General features: G+C 70.8%; 17 protein-coding genes. 7 read left to right on the forward strand and 10 right to left on the reverse strand.

Translation table 11 applies throughout. The features are described 5' to 3' along the window. Positions 1 to 98: 98 nt before the first annotated feature. Positions 99 to 1,103 carry an SDR family oxidoreductase gene (locus ACSQ3N_RS25040; protein ID WP_056171044.1) on the reverse strand — a complete coding sequence of 335 codons (1,005 nt, stop codon included), beginning with the start codon at positions 1,101 to 1,103 and terminating at the stop codon, positions 99 to 101. A gap of 170 nt (positions 1,104 to 1,273) precedes the next feature. Then, a complete protein-coding gene (locus tag ACSQ3N_RS25045; protein WP_436147760.1) occupies positions 1,274 to 2,179 on the reverse strand; it encodes an oxidoreductase in 906 nt (301 codons plus the stop codon). Between the two features lie 169 nt (positions 2,180 to 2,348). Between ACSQ3N_RS25045 and ACSQ3N_RS25050 the strand changes: the two genes are divergently transcribed. Next, positions 2,349 to 3,332: a LysR family transcriptional regulator gene (locus ACSQ3N_RS25050; protein ID WP_436147761.1), complete on the forward strand. Its 984-nt coding sequence runs from the start codon at positions 2,349 to 2,351 to the stop codon at positions 3,330 to 3,332. Positions 3,333 to 3,362: 30 nt separating this feature from the next. On the opposite strand, the gene ACSQ3N_RS25055 is transcribed toward ACSQ3N_RS25050, so the two are convergent. Next, the gene (locus ACSQ3N_RS25055; protein ID WP_436147762.1) at positions 3,363 to 4,175 is read right to left on the reverse strand and encodes an SDR family oxidoreductase; all 813 of its coding nucleotides are present in this window, start codon (positions 4,173 to 4,175) and stop codon (positions 3,363 to 3,365) included. Between the two features lie 156 nt (positions 4,176 to 4,331). Between ACSQ3N_RS25055 and ACSQ3N_RS25060 the strand changes: the two genes are divergently transcribed. Further along, entirely contained in the window at positions 4,332 to 5,255 is a 924-nt protein-coding gene (locus tag ACSQ3N_RS25060) for a LysR family transcriptional regulator (RefSeq protein ID WP_056411267.1), read from the forward strand. Positions 5,256 to 5,413: 158 nt separating this feature from the next. On the opposite strand, the gene ACSQ3N_RS25065 is transcribed toward ACSQ3N_RS25060, so the two are convergent. Next, a complete protein-coding gene (locus tag ACSQ3N_RS25065) occupies positions 5,414 to 6,055 on the reverse strand; it encodes an exopolysaccharide biosynthesis protein (RefSeq protein ID WP_436147763.1) in 642 nt (213 codons plus the stop codon). Between the two features lie 151 nt (positions 6,056 to 6,206). On the opposite strand from ACSQ3N_RS25065, the gene ACSQ3N_RS25070 reads away from it, so the two are divergent. Beyond that, positions 6,207 to 6,923: an aspartate/glutamate racemase family protein gene (locus ACSQ3N_RS25070; RefSeq protein ID WP_436147764.1), complete on the forward strand. Its 717-nt coding sequence runs from the start codon at positions 6,207 to 6,209 to the stop codon at positions 6,921 to 6,923. 144 nt (positions 6,924 to 7,067) lie between these two features. After that, positions 7,068 to 8,138, forward strand: a complete 1,071-nt coding sequence (locus ACSQ3N_RS25075) for a serine hydrolase domain-containing protein (protein WP_056171062.1) — start codon at positions 7,068 to 7,070, stop codon at positions 8,136 to 8,138. A gap of 156 nt (positions 8,139 to 8,294) precedes the next feature. On the opposite strand, the gene ACSQ3N_RS25080 is transcribed toward ACSQ3N_RS25075, so the two are convergent. Beyond that, on the reverse strand, positions 8,295 to 8,873 hold the full coding sequence (locus tag ACSQ3N_RS25080; RefSeq protein WP_056171065.1) for a hypothetical protein: 579 nt from the start codon (positions 8,871 to 8,873) through the stop codon (positions 8,295 to 8,297). Between the two features lie 177 nt (positions 8,874 to 9,050). Between ACSQ3N_RS25080 and yjjJ the strand changes: the two genes are divergently transcribed. Beyond that, positions 9,051 to 10,391, forward strand: coding sequence for a type II toxin-antitoxin system HipA family toxin YjjJ (gene yjjJ, locus ACSQ3N_RS25085; protein WP_056171068.1), 1,341 nt, complete (start codon positions 9,051 to 9,053; stop codon positions 10,389 to 10,391). A 174-nt stretch (positions 10,392 to 10,565) separates the two neighbouring features. Here the strand turns inward: yjjJ and ACSQ3N_RS25090 are convergent, their stop codons facing one another. Both ACSQ3N_RS25090 and ACSQ3N_RS25095 read right to left on the reverse strand, forming a co-directional pair. Next, on the reverse strand, positions 10,566 to 10,817 hold the full coding sequence (locus tag ACSQ3N_RS25090; RefSeq protein ID WP_056171071.1) for a hypothetical protein: 252 nt from the start codon (positions 10,815 to 10,817) through the stop codon (positions 10,566 to 10,568). Positions 10,818 to 10,974: 157 nt separating this feature from the next. After that, positions 10,975 to 11,475, reverse strand: a complete 501-nt coding sequence (locus ACSQ3N_RS25095) for a GNAT family N-acetyltransferase (protein WP_056171074.1) — start codon at positions 11,473 to 11,475, stop codon at positions 10,975 to 10,977. A gap of 406 nt (positions 11,476 to 11,881) precedes the next feature. On the opposite strand from ACSQ3N_RS25095, the gene ACSQ3N_RS25100 reads away from it, so the two are divergent. After that, positions 11,882 to 12,544 (forward strand): DNA-3-methyladenine glycosylase, encoded by a 663-nt coding sequence (locus tag ACSQ3N_RS25100; RefSeq protein WP_082517035.1) that lies wholly within the window; start codon positions 11,882 to 11,884, stop codon positions 12,542 to 12,544. A gap of 44 nt (positions 12,545 to 12,588) precedes the next feature. Here ACSQ3N_RS25100 and ACSQ3N_RS25105 read toward each other — a convergent pair whose 3' ends face one another. From ACSQ3N_RS25105 to ACSQ3N_RS25115, 3 genes are read right to left on the reverse strand one after another with little or no spacing between them, the layout of a single operon-like run. Then, entirely contained in the window at positions 12,589 to 13,464 is an 876-nt protein-coding gene (locus ACSQ3N_RS25105; RefSeq protein WP_056171078.1) for a PA4780 family RIO1-like protein kinase, read from the reverse strand. A gap of 60 nt (positions 13,465 to 13,524) precedes the next feature. Further along, entirely contained in the window at positions 13,525 to 14,292 is a 768-nt protein-coding gene (locus ACSQ3N_RS25110) for a tRNA-uridine aminocarboxypropyltransferase (protein ID WP_235507440.1), read from the reverse strand. Next, on the reverse strand, positions 14,285 to 14,890 hold the full coding sequence (locus tag ACSQ3N_RS25115) for a class I SAM-dependent methyltransferase (RefSeq protein WP_056171694.1): 606 nt from the start codon (positions 14,888 to 14,890) through the stop codon (positions 14,285 to 14,287). Before ACSQ3N_RS25115 ends, ACSQ3N_RS25110 begins: the two co-directional genes overlap by 8 nt. A 122-nt stretch (positions 14,891 to 15,012) precedes the next feature. Here ACSQ3N_RS25115 and ACSQ3N_RS25120 point away from each other — a divergent pair, with 122 nt between their 5' ends. Further along, entirely contained in the window at positions 15,013 to 16,248 is a 1,236-nt protein-coding gene (locus ACSQ3N_RS25120; RefSeq protein ID WP_436147765.1) for a helix-turn-helix domain-containing protein, read from the forward strand. Positions 16,249 to 16,276 lie beyond the last annotated feature (28 nt).

Raw genomic sequence — 16,276 nt, forward strand, 5'->3', positions numbered from 1 at the left:
GCACGTGCTCTGCGCATGTTCGCTGTCGCCCGGTTCGCTGCGCCTGGGCAGCCTCGGCGCTATCTCGGGCTGCGGTGCCGCAAGCCCGTTCAGACAGATCAGCGGCGGCGGCCCGCCCACGCGCCCAGGGCCACGCCTGCGATGCCCATCGCGGCCACCAGGCCCAGGCTGTTGCGCTGCGCACGGCGCTGGCCGCCGTCGATGGCGGTGCCGCGCGAGGGCTCGAACAGGTTGCCGTCACCGGACGGCACGGCGCGCGCGCTGCCCAGGGCGCGCTCGGTCACCCAGCGCATCACCGCACCCAGGCGCTCCGGCGCCAGCGTGTGGGCCACGCGCCCCGGCACGGCGGCAGCGCCGAGCCAGGTGACAGCCCGGGGGCGGTCGACCAGCGCCACGATGGCGTCGGCCACGCGGCGTGGGTCCAGCAGCGGAATGCGCGGCTGCAGGTTGCGCCCGGTGTAGTTGGCGCCGTGCGACAGGCCCGGCGAATCGACGAAGGTGGGCGCCACATCGCACACGTGCACCCCGGGCAGGTCGGACACCTCGGCGCGCAGCGCCTCGGACAGGCCGCGCAACCCGAACTTGCTGGCCGTGTACGCGGCCGCATAGGGCGACGGGATCCAGCCGCCCGCAGAAATCATGTTGATCAGCGTGCCCTCGCCGCGCTCGCGGAAGTGGCGCAGCGCTGCATGTGCGCCGTGCAGGTGCCCCAGCAGATTGGCCTCCAGCACGCGGCGGTGCGATGCCACCGGTGTCTCGTCGAACCGGCCCACCGCTCCCACGCCCACGCCGTTGATCCACACGTCGATGCGGCCATGGTGGCGCAGCGCGGTATCGGCCAGTTGGGCCACGGCGTCGGGGTCGGTCACGTCGGTGGGCACGCCCAGCGCGGTGTTGGCGCCGGCCTCGCGGCAGGCCATGGCCACGGGGGCCAGGGTGTCGGGGTTGCGGGCCGCCAGCACCAGGCGCGCGCCGCGGCGGGCGAAGGCCAGCGCGGTGGCGTGGCCGATGCCGCTGGAGGCACCGGTGATGACCACCACCGGCGCCACCCGGGCGCTGGCGGTACGGAAGGCGTTGGAAGTAGCGGGGGATGGAGATGCCATGGCAGAAGGGGGATCAGCGCCGGCCGGTGTGTCGGCAGGGCATGGACAACAACGATGTCCGGTTGTAATCCACGCGCTGCCGCGCCGCTGTAGGACGGTTGCCAGAACCCCCAACCGATGCGGCGGGCGGGGCGCACGCCGCCCAGCCCGCGCCGTGCATGCGGCCTGCTTCAAGCCGCGCGCAATGCCGTCTCTGCGGGAAAGTCCGTGGACGCCGCCACCGCCCGCCACTGCGCGGTTTCGCGCTCGACGAAGGCGTGCTTGTCGGCAATGGTCTGCAGCGTGTCCGTGCCCAGCGGCAGGCGCAGCGGGGGCGTGGGGCTGGCCACCAGTTGCATGATGGCCTGGGCCAGGCGCACCGGGTCGCCGGGCTGGTTCAGGTTGATGCGGCGCGCGGCCTCGCGCACGGCGCCGGCGCTCATGGCGTAGTCGTCCATCACCTGGGGTGACACGGCCAGCGAGCTGCCGTCCAGGAACTCGGTGCGAAAGTACCCCGGCTCCACCACCGTGGCGTGGATGCCCAGCGGCGCCAGCTCGGCGTGCAGGGCCTCGGTCAACCCTTCGACCGCGAACTTGGTCGAGCAGTACACGCCGAACCCCGCGGCCGACTGCACGCCGCCCAGCGACGAGATGTTGACCACGTGCCCGGCGCGGCGTGCACGCAGGGCGGGCAGCACCGCGCGGGTCACGTGCAGCAGGCCGAACACATTGGTGTCGTACAGGCGGCGCACCTCGTCGGCGGTAGCTTCTTCGACCGCGCCCAGCAGGCCATAGCCCGCGTTGTTGACCAGCACATCGATGCGGCCGAAGTGCGCCAGCGCGCGCTGCACGGCGGCCTGCGCCTGGGCTTCGTCGGTCACATCCAGCGCCAGGGGCAGCAGCGCGTCGCGGGCGCCCAGGCGCTGTTCGACCGATGCGGCGCTGCGCGATGTGGCGACGACGGCATCGCCCTGGGCCAGCGCGGCCTCGGCAATGCGCGCGCCGATGCCGCGCGAGGCGCCGGTGATCATCCAGACGCGGGGATACGAGGAATGGGTGGTGGTGGCTGTGGTGGGGGTAGTGCTTGCGGCAGTCATGGCAGGTCCTTGAGGTGGTGTTGAGCAATGGGCGGTACCCATGGCGGTGGACTGTAGGCACATCATTGCCATGCGACTAGCCCATAATCTCTGGATTCATTCGCAAGCATTGCTTGCCAATCCACCCCACAACCTACACCGCATCCACCTCGCACAATGCCTGCCCACCATGGCCATCAATGAACTGCGCGCCATCGCCAATTTCGCCAAGGCCGCCGAGCTGGGCAGCCTGCGCCAGGCCGCCGCCACGCAGGGCATCACGCCCCAGGCGGCCAGCCAGTTGCTGGTGCAGCTGGAGTCGCACCTGGGCGTGCGGCTGTTTCACCGCACCACGCGCAGCCTGAGCCTGACCGAGGAAGGCCGGCAGTTTCTGGCGTCGGCGCAGCCGGGCCTGGCCACGCTGCAGCATGCGGTGCAGGGCGTCCGGCGCGGGCGCGAGGAGATGGCCGGGCCGCTGCGCATCGCGGCGCCGCGCTCCATCGTCCTGGAGGTGATTTGGCCGGTGCTGCACGAGTTTTGTCGCCGCCACCCGCGGGTGGAGCCCGATGTGCAGCTGGACGACCGCATCGGCAACTGGGTGGAAGACCGCGTGGACGTGGGCTTTCGCTCGGGCTACCCGCCCGAGGGCGGCGTGGTGGCGCGGCGGCTGATCACCCTGCAGCTCATCGTGTGCGCCGCGCCCGCCTACATCGCCCGCCACGGCGCACCCGCCAGCATCGACGACCTGGCGCAGCATCGCTGCAGCGGGTTTAGGCACCCGTCCACCGGCAAGCCCATGCCGTGGGAGTTCCAGGTGGGCGACGACATCGTGGCGCGCACGGTGCACCCCACGTTCTGCACCAACGACATCGAGGTCGAGGCGCGCGCGGTGGTGGGCGGCCACGCGGTGGGCCAGCTGGTGGGCGTGACGGCAGCGCCGCTGGTGCGCAGCGGCCAGCTGGTGCCGCTGCTGCCCCAGCATGTGGCGCAGCACCTGGCGCTGTACGCGTACTACGGCAGCCGCACCGCGCTGCCCGCGCGGGTGCGGGCCTTCATTGACCTGGCGGTGGAGATGGTGGCGGGCAACCCGGCCTACACCCTCACGCAGCAAGAGCTGGCGGCCCACCGCCCCGCCGTTCAGAAAAAGCCCCGCGCACGCAAGCCGGCGCAGTGACGGTGGCACACCGGGCGATGCAGCGGCGAGTCAGGCCGCGAAGCCGCCGTCGATGAGCAGGCTGGCGCCCGTGACCATGCCCGACTCGGGCCCCGCCAGGTAGGCCACCATGCCCGCGATCTCGTCGGGGTGCGCGTGGCGGTCCAGCGCCATCATCGAATGCATGTTGCCGGCCAGTGGGCCGTCAGCCGGGTTCATGTCGGTATTCACCGGCCCGGGCTGCACGTTGTTCACGGTGATGCCGCGCGGGCCCAGGTCGCGCGCCAGGCCCTTGGTCAGCCCCACGATGGCGGCCTTGCTCATGCCGTACACGCTGAAGCCCGCCCATGGAATGCGGTCCGAGTTGGTGCTGCCGATGGTGATCACGCGGCCATAGGCGCCGCCCTGCCCCATGTGGCGCACGGCGGCCTGCGTGGCGACGAACACGGCGCGCACGTTCACGTTCACCGTGTGGTCGAAGTCGGCCAGCGAGAAGCTGTCGATCTCGCCCGCCACGGCCACGCCCGCGCTGTTGACCAGGATGTCGATGCGGCCCAGCGTGCGCGCAGCGGTATCGATGGCCGCTGTGAGGGCCGCGGCATCGGTGCTGTCGGCGCGCAAGGCCAGCGCACGGCCACCGGCGGCTTCGACCGCTGCGGCCACGGCCTGGGCCGGTGCCTCGGAGCTGCTGTAGGTGAAGGCCACCGCAGCGCCGTCGCGCGCCAGGCGCCGCACGATGGCCGCGCCGATGCCGCGCGAGCCGCCGGTGACGAACGCCACCTTGCCGGCCAGGACGCCTGCGGTGGATGCGGGGGACGATGAAGGCTGCACGGACGCAGGGGCAGGGGCAGAAGTGCTGGTCATGTGTTCTCCAGGGGAATCAGGGGGTTGCAAAAGAGCGGCTGAGGAAGCCGCGAAACACCTGCAGTGTCGGCAAACCATTGCACCGGCGGTAGCCATGAATCGGCTGTATTTATTTCAACCCTTGGTTGAAAATGGCGCGCCACACCGAGACCCACCATGCAGCCCTTGAGCCACCTCGAATCCTTCGTCAAATCCGCCGAGTCCGGCAGCTTCTCGGCCGCTGCGCGGCTCATGGGCCTGACGCCTGCGGCCGTGAGCAAGAACGTGGCGCGGCTCGAAGCCGGCCTGGGGGTGCGGCTGTTTCAGCGCAGCACGCGGCGCCTGGCGCTGACCGAGGGCGGGCAGCGGCTGCTGGCGCAGATCAGCGAGCCGCTGGGCACGCTGGCCGACGCGGTGGCACACGCGGCCGAGGCCGACGGGCAGCCGGCGGGCACGCTCAAGGTCAGCATGGGCCTGGCGTTCGGACGGGCCTACCTGGTGCCGCTGCTCGATGAGTTCTTGCAGCGCTACCCGGCCATCCAGCCGGACTGGCGCTTCGAGAACCGGCAGGTCGACCTGATCGGCGAGGGCTTCGACGCGGGCATTGGCGGTGGCCTCAACCTGAACCCCGACATGGTGGCGCGCACGCTGGGGCAGATCCACCTGGTGGTGGTGGCCGCGCCCGCGCTGCTGCGCGGCCGGCGTGCGCCGCGCCACCCCGCCGACCTGGCGCGCTGGGACGGCATTGCGCGCCGCACCATCCGCACCGGGCGCGTGCAGGTGACCACCCTGCGCAACAAGGCGGGCGATGCGGCCCCCGCGGAGCTGCGCCCGCGCATCGTCTTCGACGACCCCGAGGCCATGTGCCAGGCCGCGATGATGGGCCTGGGCATGGCCGTGCTGCCCATGCCGTTTGCGCAGCCCTGGCTCGCGCGCGGCGACCTGGTGCGCGTGCTGCCCGGCTGGTGGGCCGACTCGGGCCCCACGTCGCTGTACTACCCCAGCAAGAAGCTGCTGCCCGCGCGCACCCGGGTGTTCGTGGACTTCATCGTCGAGCAGTTCGCGCAGCGGGGCTTTGCGCAGCGCGTGCGGGGCGATTGAGGTGCTGTGTACCTGATACTGTGGACCTGATGCTGGGTGCTGGGTGCTGGGTGCTGGGTGCTGGGTGCTGGGTGCTGGGTGCTGGGTGCTGGGTGCTGGGTGCTGGCCGGATGCTGGCCGGGTGAAGGGCGACGCCGGGCCATCAGCCCATCGGATCGTCAGAGCACCATCGACACCACCATCCACACCGCGCCGCAGGCCAGCGCCGACGCCACCACCATCAGCACGCCATCGCGCACCAGCAGGGCCAGGCCGATGAGCGCGATGGCGCCCATCGGGGCCGAGCTGGCGAACGGGAACAGTTCGAGCGGCGGCACCATCAGTGCCAGCCCGATGCAGGCCAGCGCTGCCACGCGCATGCCCACGCCGGAGGTCAGCGCACGCAGGCGGCCATGGAACCAGCGGTCCAGGCGCTGTGCCATCGGGCGCACCGCGGTCACCAGGCGTGCCAGCCGCTGCGCACTCAGGCTGCGGCGCGCTATCCAGCCCGGAATCCACAGCCTGCGCCGCCCCAACAGCATTTGCGCGGCAAACAGCACCACCACGGCCGCCAGGGCCGTGGGCACGCCGGGCACACCGCCCACGGGCGACAGCTCGATCAGCGCGGGCACCACCAGAAAAGGGCCGTAGCTGCGCGTGCCCACGGCATCGACCAGGTCCGCCACCGACACCCGGGCGTCCTGCTGCGCCAGCTCGTCGAACCGGTCGAGGATGTCGCCCAGGCTTTCGGGGGATGCAGAGGATGCAGGCTGGCGCTGGTGGGGCGCGCAGGCAACGGGGGATGTGGTCGACAGCGTCATCCGGCCAGAATGCGCAGCGGGCCAGCTGCCCCATGCCAGACACGGGCGCATGGTGGCGTGGGAGGCGGGGCTGGCATCATGGGGTTTTCGTCCCGCACCGCCTCTTTGCATGACCGCTGCCACGCACACCACAAGCCCTTCCCGTGACACCTTGCCCGCCCAGTGCCGGCCGCTGCACATCGGCATCGTGGGCTGTTCCGCCGAAGGCGCGGCCCTGTGCTACCGCACTCTGTGCACCGAAGGCGCGGCGCTGATGGGCCGTGCGCACGCGCACCCCGAGGTGTCGATGCACACGCCCTCGCTGGCCGACTATGTGGACTGCCTGGACCGCGGCGACCTGCAGGGCGTGGCCGACCTGATGCTCGCATCGGCCCACAAGCTGGCACGCGCAGGCGCGGACTTTCTGATCTGCCCGGACAACACCATCCACCAGGCGTTTGCGCTGGTGCAGCCGCGCTCGCCGCTGCCGTGGTTGCACATCGCCGAAGTGGTGGCGGCCGAAGCGGCAGCGCGGGGCTACCAACGCCTGGCACTGACGGGCACGCGTTGGCTGGTGGACAGCAGCGTGTACCCCGATGCCCTGTCCGCGCAAGGCATCGCCTGCGTGCGGCCCGCCGAGGCAGAGCGCACCGAGATCAACCGCATCATCATGGACGAGCTGGTGCCCGGCGTGATCCGCGCGCCGTCGGTGGCGACGTTTCAGCAGGTCATCGCGCGCATGCAGCGCGACGAGGGCTGCGACGCGGTGGTACTGGGCTGCACCGAGATCCCGCTCATCCTCAGCGACGCGAACTCGGCCCTGCCCACGCTGGATTCGACGCGGCTGCTGGCGCGCGCAGCGCTGCGCAGGGCTGTGGCGGGCCACTGAGCGATAGCTCCCCGGGTCCGGCTCACTTCAACGCACGACCGCGTGGGCGCGCGGCACAGCGCGCCGCCTTTGGCTGCCGCAAAGGTCTGCGCTTCTACACTGCGCGAACGCACCGTCCGCCCACCGCTTGATGAAGGAGTCTGCATGCGCACTCGTCGCTGGCCCATTCGCTCGATCGGCATCACCGTCGGCCTGCTGGCGTGTCTGGCCGGGCCAGCCGCGCAGGCGCAGGCGCAATCGCCCGGGACACCCTGGCGCGAAGACTCCACCCCCGAGGAGCAGACGCTGGATGCCGCGGCGTTCGAGGGCGTGCAGGCCACGCTGGCCACGCCCCAGTTTGCCGATGTCGACAGCGCCGTGGTGGTGCTGCGCGGCCGCGTGGTGTACCGCTTCTACCGCGATGGCGAGCCGGACAAGCTGCGCGACACGCAGTCGGCCTCCAAGAGCGCACTGTCGGCCCTGCTGGGCACGGCCATCGCGCAGGGCCGCATTGCCAGCGTGGACCAGCGCGTGGTGGACCTGGTGCCCGAGTGGGCGCCCCTGAACACCGACCCGCGCGCCGGCACCATCACGCTGCGGCACCTGCTGACACTGACGGCGGGCTTTTCGCTGCCCAGCGACCCGCGCACCCGGTCCGGCAACGCACCGCCGCTGCCCGCGCGCGAGGCGTGGGCCAGGCCGCTGGCGGCAGACCCGGGCCAGGCCTTCGCCTACGACAACTCCGTGACGCCGCTGCTGGCCGCCGTGCTGGAGAAAGCCACCGGCATGCCCCTGCCCGACTATGCGCACCAGCAACTGGTCGGCCCCATGGGGTGGGCCGCGCCGCGCTACCAGGGCAGCATCGTGCACCTGCGCACCCAGGACATGGCCAAGCTCGGCCAGCTGTACCTGCAGCACGGCCAGTGGGACGGCAAGCCGCTGGTGCCCGAGGCGTTCGCCGATGCCTCAGTGCAGGTGCAGAGCACCGGCGGCCCGCCGGTGGGGCTGTCGTACGGCTACCTGTGGTGGGTGGTACCCGGCAAGGCGCCGCGCCCCACCTTCATGGCCAGCGGGTTTGGCGGACAGTTCATCTGGGTGTATCCGCCGATGGACCTGGTGGTGGCCACCACGTCCACCGTGTCGGCCGAAAGCGGGCAACGCGGCCAGGCGCTGCAGTGGATTCGCCAGCATGCGTTTGCAGCGGCGCAGCGGCGGGTGGCGGCGGAGCGGAAGTAGCAAGGCGGGGCGTTGAATCCGCCCTTCCTGGCCTAAGGAGGGACAAGCGCCGCGCTCCCCCGCAAAAGCCCCCTCTCCCCGGCCCTCTCCCGCGGGGGGAGAGGGAGTCAGGCAGGGCGCTGCGGTGGTGGTTGATGGCAGCAGCGCCCCAGGGCGTCAAGGCTGCTTGTTCACGAACGCCACCGTGAGCCCCTTGGCCGTCACCGTGATGGCCCCCGGCTGCAGGCCCATGCCGTCGAACATGGCGGTGTCTTGCGGGCGCAGCTGGTGCAGCGTGACTTCGCCCAGCGACTGCTCGGCCAGCACCGGGCCGTAGGCGTTGAGCAGTTCGTTGACCGCCGGCTTGAGCGTGGGGAAATCCAGTTTGCCCAGCTTGATCTGGTGCGCCCGCAGCGTGCGGTCGCTGGCCTCGTAGCGCAGCGCAAACTCCACATCGAAGGTACCCGCGTGGCTGCGCCGCAGTGCAGCGCCGGCCGCGTCCACCGACATGGTGGCGCCGACGCGGTTCACCTCGGGCAGCAGGCGCAGCCGCGGCGCCTGCAGGGTCAGGTCGAACAGGCCCTGCACCGGCACGCTGCGCGGGAACTTGGTGGCCGTCATCTCCTGCAGCTGCGACAGCGGCACGGTGTAGCTGGGCTGGGCCCACGCGGCATGCCCCGCCAGCGTCAACACCGCGGCGCCGCCCAGGGCCAGGCTGCGGGAGGCGGTGGTCAGAAATCGTCGGCGGTGCAGCATGGCTGGTTCTCTCTTGAAGGGCTGTCGGACACACCGGCGATGAAAAGGTGCCGGGTGATTCACCGCCATCGTGCCACTTCTGCATGGCCTGCGTGCTAATTTATCTATTCATAAATGCATACAAACCATTGAATTCATTGGATTTTCAACGAAATCTATCCATTCATATAATCATTCATGGCCCGCCCACCAGAACTTACCTCCAGAGCCCTGACCGCCCTGCGCCGCCAGGGCGGCGTGCTCACCAGCGCCGAGCTGCAGGAACTGCTGGGCGTGAGCCAGCCCACCGTGTCGCGGGCGCTTGCGCCGCTGATCCACGCGGGCCAGGTGCAAAAGGTGGGCGCGGCACGGTCGCAGCGCTATGTGCTGCCGCGCACCGTGCCCAACGTGGGCAACGAAGTGCTGGTGATGCGCATCGACGCGCACGGCCGCCCGTCTCCGTTTGCACGCATGGTGCCGCTGGAGGGCGGCGCCTTCTGGGTGGACGAAGCCGACGGTGTGAGCGCGCGGCACGACGGCCTGCCCTGGTTTCTGGACGACATGCGGCCCCAGGGCTTCATGGGCCGCACCTTTGCGCACGCCCACCCCAAGCTGCAGCTGGGCCACGACCCGGGCCACTGGAGCGACGACGACGTGCTGCGCGCCATGACGCTGTATGGCGACGACCTGCCGGGCAACCTCATCATGGGCGAGGCCGCGTTCCAGCGCTTTCACACGCTGCCAGCACGCGCCTCGCGGGTGGACTCCGCCGCGGCCTACCCCGCGCTGGCCGAGCAGGCCATGCGCGGCACCCACCCCGGCTCGTCAGCGGGCGGCGAGCAGCCGAAGTTCTGCACCATCACCGCGGGGCGACACGTGATCGTCAAGTTCTCGCCCGCCGGCAACGCGCCCGCCGACCAGCGCCTGCGCGACCTGCTGGTGTGCGAGCACCTGGCACTGCAGACCCTGGCGCAGGCCGGGCTGCCGGCGGCGCCCACGCAGCTGTTCATGGACGCGGGGCGCGTGTTCCTGGAATCGGAGCGTTTTGACCGCACGCCGCTGGCGGGGCCGGGCGCCGACAGCCTGGGCGGCCGCATCGGCATGGTGTCGCTGCAGGTCTACAACGCCGAATACGTGGGCGATATCGACAACTGGGCCGCCACCGCCAACCGCATGGCCGCGCGCCACCTGCTGACCCCCGCCGACGCCCGCACCCTGCGCCTGCTGGAGGCCTACGGCCAGCTCATCGCCAACACCGACCGGCACTACGGCAACATCTCGCTGGTGCTGCAGGATGACGACTGGGCGCTGTCCCCTACCTACGACATGCTGCCCATGCTGTACGCCCCGGTGGGTGGCGAGCTGGTGCCGCGCGACTTTGCCAGCCGCCCCCTGCAACCCACCGCGGCCACGCTGGGCGAGTGGGCCGATGCGCGGGGCCTGGCGCTGGCGTTCTGGCGCGCAGCGGCGGTGGATGCGCGGGTGTCGGATCAGTTTCGGGGCATTGCGGCCGAGAATGCAGGCCATTTAGGCCGCTAGCGCTTATCCATCAAGCGCTGCCAGCTATTATTTCAATAGCTAACGATCTGCCAGCATCTTGGATGCGGATTACAAAATTCAGCGAAGCGGTTCTGGCTGGGCGCTGCGTCGCAGGCAGTACGAGTAGTACGACAAGACGCTGCAACGACGCCAGAAGAGTTTTGTGAGCCGCTCTTAGCGCCCCACCACCGACCAGCCGACCTTCTGATCAGTCTTGTCGTTCTCATACTCCCACGCGGTGCCGCAGCGGTCGCACACATAGCGGGTGATGGTGACGGTGCCGTGGTCGCGCTCTTCCTTGCGGTTGCCGCGCTGCACCAGCTCGGCGTGGCCGGGGGCCTTGCGCCAGTTGCGCTGGATGCCCTGGCACGGCTCGCACAGGGCCATGGGTTTGAGATCGTTCTGTCGGGCCAGGTCTTTGGTCATGGGTGGGGCAGCCTGGGGGCTGTGGTGTGGGGGTGGTTTGCGTGCTGCGGGGCGGCTACTGTAAGGCACCGGCGAACACGGGGGCCCGGCAGGGCGGGCAGGCTTCAAGCCAAATTGGCCTTGAGCGCACGATGATAAAGCGCCACCAGCTATCGAATCAGGAGTGACCACCCATCCCCACCACCAGCGCCTTGTCCATGCGCGCGTTGTGCAGCACCACGCCCGCGCGCTCCACCTGCTGGCGCGCCTGCACCACAAAGCCCTGTGCGGCAAAAAACGGCTCGGCGGTCAGGCTCACATGGGCGTGCAATCGGTTGATGCCACGCTCCACCGCCTGCGCATGGATGTGGGCCATCAGCGCCCGCGCCACGCCCTGGCCCGCAAACGCCGGGGCCACGAAGAACATGTCGATGGTGCCGTCGGCCTGCAGGTCCGCAAACCCGGCGATGGCGCCACCGTCGCTGGCCTGTGCGACGAAGGGCTGGTCGGCCTGCATGCGCTGGGCCCACTGCGCGGCGTCGTGCTCCAGCGGCGCCCAGGCTACGAGCTGTTCGGCGCAATAGTGCTTGCAGGCCAGGCCGTGCACCGACGCGTGAAACACGGCGCGCAGTGCGGTTTCGTCGCCCGTGCGGAAGTGGCGGATGAGGAGGGAGGGCATATGGTGACGATTGGATCAGCGACCTAGCGCGAAGCGCATGGCGGGCGGCACGCACAGGGCCTGTGGGTCGCATGGAAAAGCGCGCGATTGTGCATTAGTGGGCTGCATGCACTGCACACGGCCGCAACAGCAGCGCGCGTAGGCCATGGCGCACAGCACGACAGGCCGCGTCACCGCGCCTGCGCCGCGTGCGGTTCGCTAGTGTTTGGGGTGGCAATCGGTTGCGTCATGGCTCGTACCTGGGCAGGACAACACAGCACTTGTGCACTTGTGCACATGGCCTTGGTCACGCTCCACGCGGCCACCTTGCCCTTCGCTGACCACTCACCGAATCACCCGCCACTGCCTGTCCACCGACCGATCCACCGATGCACCGCGTTCAATTCAAGCCACCAGGATCGCCCACATGCCTCGCCCCTTTTCAACCACCGCACCGCCTGCTGCAGCGCCTTCGCCCAACCCACCACTGGTGCTGGCCACCATCGACTTTTCAGCGCCCGCACACGAGGTGGCGCGCCGCCTGATCGGCGTCACGCTGCTGGTGGACGGCGTGGGCGGGCGCATCGTGGAGACCGAGGCGTACGACCAGACGGATGCGGCGTCGCACACCTTTGGCGGCCCCACAACGCGCAATGCGGCCATGTTCGGTCCACCGGGTTGCGCGTATGTGTACCGCTCGTACGGCCTGCATTGGTGCGTCAACACCGTGTGCCGCGAGGCCGGGCACGGCGCCGGGGTGCTGCTGCGCGCGCTGGAACCCACCCATGGCATCGACACGCAGCAGGCACGGCGCGGGCTGCAGGATGTGCGCCTGCTGTGCGCGGGTCCGGGGCGCCTGGCACAGGCGCTGGGCATCGACGCCAGCTTCAACGGCCAGCCGCTGCACCTGCCGCCGTTCGCGCTGCTGGAGCCCGATGCGGTGGCTGCCGCAGGCATGCCGCCCAACGACGTGGTGACCGGCCCGCGCATCGGCATCTCCAAGGCGGTCGATGTGCCCTGGCGGTTCGGGCTGCGCGGCTCGCGCTACCTGAGCCGCGGGTTCGCAGCGGCACCAAGCGTCGGCAGGTAGCGCAGGCCCGGCTGGCGCGACCACGGCGCGTTGAACGCGGCGTCTCAGCCTGCGGCCATGCGCAGCCTGCGCGCCGCGTCTTCGTCGCGCGCATCGTCGATCTCGCGCAGCACGGCCTGCATGTCCACATCGACGTGCTGAGGCGCGTAGCGACCGGTGAGCGGCGTCTCGTTGGTCAGCAGACCGCCCTGGTACAGGCTCCAGATCTCGGGGCCGTACTGGGTGGTGCGCAGCTCGGGCGCGAACTGGCCGAAGAAATCGCGCAGGTTGGCCACGTCGCGCAGCAGCATGCGCTGGGCGTGGTTGTTGCCGGCAGCGTCCACCGCCTGGGGCAGGTCGATGATGACGGGGCCGTCCGCCGCGGGCTGGCCGTCTTCGCCGGGCAGGTGCGCCAGCAAGATGTTGAACTCCGACAAATCGCCGTGCACCACGCCCGCACACAGCATGCGCACCACCTCGGCCACCAGCGTGGCGTGGTGGGCGCGGGCATCTTCGGGCGTGAAGCTCACGTCGTTCAGGCGGGGGGCTGCGTCGCCGTTGGCGTCGGTCACCAGCTCCATCAGCAGCACGCCGTCGTGAAAGTTGTAGGGCTGCGGCACCCGCACGCCCGCGGCGGCCAGGCGGTACAGCGCATCGACCTCGGCGCTTTGCCACGCGGCCTCCTGCTCTTGCCGGCCGAACTTGCTGCCCTTGGCCATGGCGCGGGCCGAGCGCGAGTTCTTGACCTTGCGGTTCTCGGTGTAATCGACCGCCTGCCGAAAGCTGCGGTTGTTGGCCTCTTTGTAGATCTTGGCGCAGCGGGTTTCGTCGCCGCAGCGCACCACGTAGACCATGGCCTCCTTGCCGCTCATGAGCTGGCGGACCACGGTGTCGATCAGGCCTTCTTCAACGAGGGACTGCAGGCGGGGGGGTGCTTTCATCGGTGCATTTTGCCCGTGTGGCGCCGCCTGCCGGGCCGCGCTGGTGGCGCGGGTACTTTTTCAGCGCGCGCTGCGCAGGCCCATGAGCCGCTGGTGCACGGCATCGCTGGCGTCCACCGGCAGCTGGTGCTTGGCCTGCAGGTAGTGGTCGGTGAACACGTCCAGGTAGGCCTCCAGCGTGTGCGCGGCGTGTGGCTCGCCGGCCAGCTCCAGGCACAGCGCGCCCACCTCGGACGTGCAGAAGTGGTCCATGCGCGTGGAGCGGCGCAGGTGGTAGCGCGACAGCTGCTCGGGCTGCAGGCTGAGCACGGGCAGGTGGTCGAGGTAGGGGCTTTTGCGGAACATCTTGCGCGCCTCGGGCCAGGTGGCGTCCAGCAGCACGAACAGCGGGCGCTTGCCATTCGATGGAGCGACCTCCGTGACCACGCGCTCCGGCGCCACGAACTCGCCGGGGAACACCACGTAGGGCTGCCACTGCGGATCGGCCAGCAGCGCCAGCAGGCCGGGGTGCACCTCGGTGCGCGCCCAGCCAAACGCAAACGTGTCGGCCACCACGTCGGCGATAAGCCATCCGGTGTTGCTGGGCTTGAGCGGCTCGATGTCGGCCATCAGCAGGCACATGCCCGCGCGCGTGGGCACCTCGGGGCTCAGCGCGCACATGCAGTGGCTGGGCACCAGCCGGCAGCCGGCGCAACGCACGCCCTTGGGGCCGCCGCGCGCGAGGAAGGGCTTGGCGCTGCGGGCCAGGCGCTCGGTGCGCAGGCGGGAGACGGCGTGGGGCGCCACGCTGGCCGGCAGGGCCGTGCCTGGCGCCTCGCTACTACCCACCCGATTGCTCCAGCGCAAACAGCGGCAGCTCGGCTTTGCGGCTGAGCCACACGCCGCCGCCCAGCTCGATCGCGCCCTCTTGCAGGCCGCGGCGGTACAGATCGGCACGGTGGCGGAACACGCGGTTGTCGGTCAGGTCCTCGTCGATGATGTCGCGCTCGTAGTCCTCGCGCGATACCGCCTCCACATACAGCGCGCCTTGGGAGAGGCGGCCCAGGTTGTGCAGCGCGGCCTTGAGGTCCGGCGGGCTCAGGTAGGGCAGCACGCCCTGGCAGATGACGAGGTCGAACGGCTTGTCCGCCGCGTAGTCCACCACCGAACCCTGCTCCCACCCGAAGCGCTCGCACAGGTAGCTGCTGATCTCCACGCCCTGGTAGCTGGCCTGCGGAAAGTGCTGCGCCACGATGCCCTTCCACAGCCCGATGCCGCAGCCCACGTCCAGCACGCGCTGCACCGGCACCCGCAGGTACTTGAGGTAGCTGCACACAAACGTGCCCAGCCGCTCCATGTGCGCCGGGTCCACCACGCTGGTCTTTTTGTCGAAGTAGAAACGCTGGTAGTAGGCCTCGTCAAAAGTGGTGGCGCTGGCGGATTTCAAAGGCGGGTCCTCGTGTCTGGGGGTGGTGCGCACCACCCGGCGGGCGGCAGCGCGAAGGCGCCAAGTATCCCCCACGGGCTGCCACACACCCTCGCGGCGGCACGCTGCGTTAGGCTGTCGCCATGGATTCGCTGATCTCCGCCGCGGCCCGCGCGCTGGCCGCAGGCGATGCCCTCGCCGCGTTGCAGCGCGTGGCACTGCGCGACGACCCATCGGCCCTGGCACTGCGCGGCATTGCCATGGCCCAGCTGGGCGAGCACCCACGCGCCCGCGAACTGCTGCGCCGCGCTGCACGCGGCTTTGGCGCGCACGAGCCCGTGGCCCGCGCGCGCTGTGTGGTGGCCGAGGCCGAGGTGGCCCTGGCCCTGCGCGACCTGGGCGGGCCCACCCACGCGCTGCTGACGGCCGCCGCCCTGCTGCAGGCCCACGGCGACACGGCCAACGCGCTGCAGGCCCGGCTGGTGGCGGCGCGCAAGCTGATCTTGCTCGGCCAACTGGACGCGGCATCGGCTGCGCTGGAAAGCGCCCAGGCCGCCGACCCGGCCACGCGCCGGCCCCCGTCGCTGGTCGCCGTGGCCGAGCTGGCCGCCGCGGAACTGGCGCTGCGCTCGCTGCACATCGGCGCGGCACGCACGGCCCTGCAGCGCGCGCAACAGGCCGCGGCGCAATCGGGGGTGCCTGCCCTGCTGGCCGAAGTGGCGCAGGCCCACGCGCTGCTCCACCAGCCTGCCGCGCGCCGCCTGGCCCATGGCGCCGAGCAGATGCTGCGGCTGGACGGCGTGGCGGCGCTGCGGGCCTCCCCCACGCTGATGGTGGTGGACGCCTGCCGCCATGGCGTGCGCGCGGGCGACACCTGGCAGCCGCTGGCGCGCCGCCCGGTGCTGTTTGCGCTGGTGCGCGCGCTGGCCGAGGCATGGCCCGGCGATGCGGACCGCGACGCCCTGATTGCCACCGTGTTCCGCACGCGCCACCCCGACGACACCCACCGCGCCCGGCTGCGCGTGGAAATCGGCCGCCTGCGCGCGCTGATGGCGCCGCTGGCCGGTGTGCAGGCCACGCCGCGCGGCTTTGTGCTGCAGCCGCTGGGCGGGCGCGACGTGGCAGTGCTGGCACCGCCGGTGGAGGGCGAGCAGGGCGCGCTGGTGGCGCTGCTGGCGGACGGCGCGGCCTGGTCCACATCGGCCCTGGCGCTGGCCCTGGGCGACAGCCAGCGCACCGTGCAGCGCGCACTGGCCGACCTGGAAGCCGCCGGGCGCGTGCGCGCCATCGGGCAAGCGCGGGCGCGGCGCTGGCTGGCCGCGCCGCTGGTGGGATTCACGACGATCTTGTTACTCCCTGCTGCGCAGCCGTTTGCCTAAAGTGGCCGCACCGCCCCAGCAACCCCTG

Origin of the sequence: Acidovorax sp. LjRoot194 (assembly GCF_964253015.1) — a bacterium.
Taxonomy (GTDB): Bacteria; Pseudomonadota; Gammaproteobacteria; order Burkholderiales; family Burkholderiaceae_C; genus Acidovorax.

What these genes read in the sequence shown, in the direction of transcription:
- ACSQ3N_RS25040 (WP_056171044.1), bottom strand. Translation starts at nt 1,103, where the DNA reads ATGGCATCTCCATCCCCCGCTACTTCCAACGCCTTCCGTACCGCCAGC.
- ACSQ3N_RS25045 (WP_436147760.1), bottom strand. Translation starts at nt 2,179, where the DNA reads ATGACTGCCGCAAGCACTACCCCCACCACAGCCACCACCACCCATTCC.
- ACSQ3N_RS25050 (WP_436147761.1), top strand. Translation starts at nt 2,349, where the DNA reads ATGGCCATCAATGAACTGCGCGCCATCGCCAATTTCGCCAAGGCCGCC.
- ACSQ3N_RS25055 (WP_436147762.1), bottom strand. Translation starts at nt 4,175, where the DNA reads ATGACCAGCACTTCTGCCCCTGCCCCTGCGTCCGTGCAGCCTTCATCG.
- ACSQ3N_RS25060 (WP_056411267.1), top strand. Translation starts at nt 4,332, where the DNA reads ATGCAGCCCTTGAGCCACCTCGAATCCTTCGTCAAATCCGCCGAGTCC.
- ACSQ3N_RS25065 (WP_436147763.1), bottom strand. Translation starts at nt 6,055, where the DNA reads ATGACGCTGTCGACCACATCCCCCGTTGCCTGCGCGCCCCACCAGCGC.
- ACSQ3N_RS25075 (WP_056171062.1), top strand. Translation starts at nt 7,068, where the DNA reads ATGCGCACTCGTCGCTGGCCCATTCGCTCGATCGGCATCACCGTCGGC.
- ACSQ3N_RS25080 (WP_056171065.1), bottom strand. Translation starts at nt 8,873, where the DNA reads ATGCTGCACCGCCGACGATTTCTGACCACCGCCTCCCGCAGCCTGGCC.
- yjjJ (WP_056171068.1), top strand. Translation starts at nt 9,051, where the DNA reads ATGGCCCGCCCACCAGAACTTACCTCCAGAGCCCTGACCGCCCTGCGC.
- ACSQ3N_RS25090 (WP_056171071.1), bottom strand. Translation starts at nt 10,817, where the DNA reads ATGACCAAAGACCTGGCCCGACAGAACGATCTCAAACCCATGGCCCTG.
- ACSQ3N_RS25095 (WP_056171074.1), bottom strand. Translation starts at nt 11,475, where the DNA reads ATGCCCTCCCTCCTCATCCGCCACTTCCGCACGGGCGACGAAACCGCA.
- ACSQ3N_RS25100 (WP_082517035.1), top strand. Translation starts at nt 11,882, where the DNA reads ATGCCTCGCCCCTTTTCAACCACCGCACCGCCTGCTGCAGCGCCTTCG.
- ACSQ3N_RS25105 (WP_056171078.1), bottom strand. Translation starts at nt 13,464, where the DNA reads ATGAAAGCACCCCCCCGCCTGCAGTCCCTCGTTGAAGAAGGCCTGATC.
- ACSQ3N_RS25120 (WP_436147765.1), top strand. Translation starts at nt 15,013, where the DNA reads ATGGATTCGCTGATCTCCGCCGCGGCCCGCGCGCTGGCCGCAGGCGAT.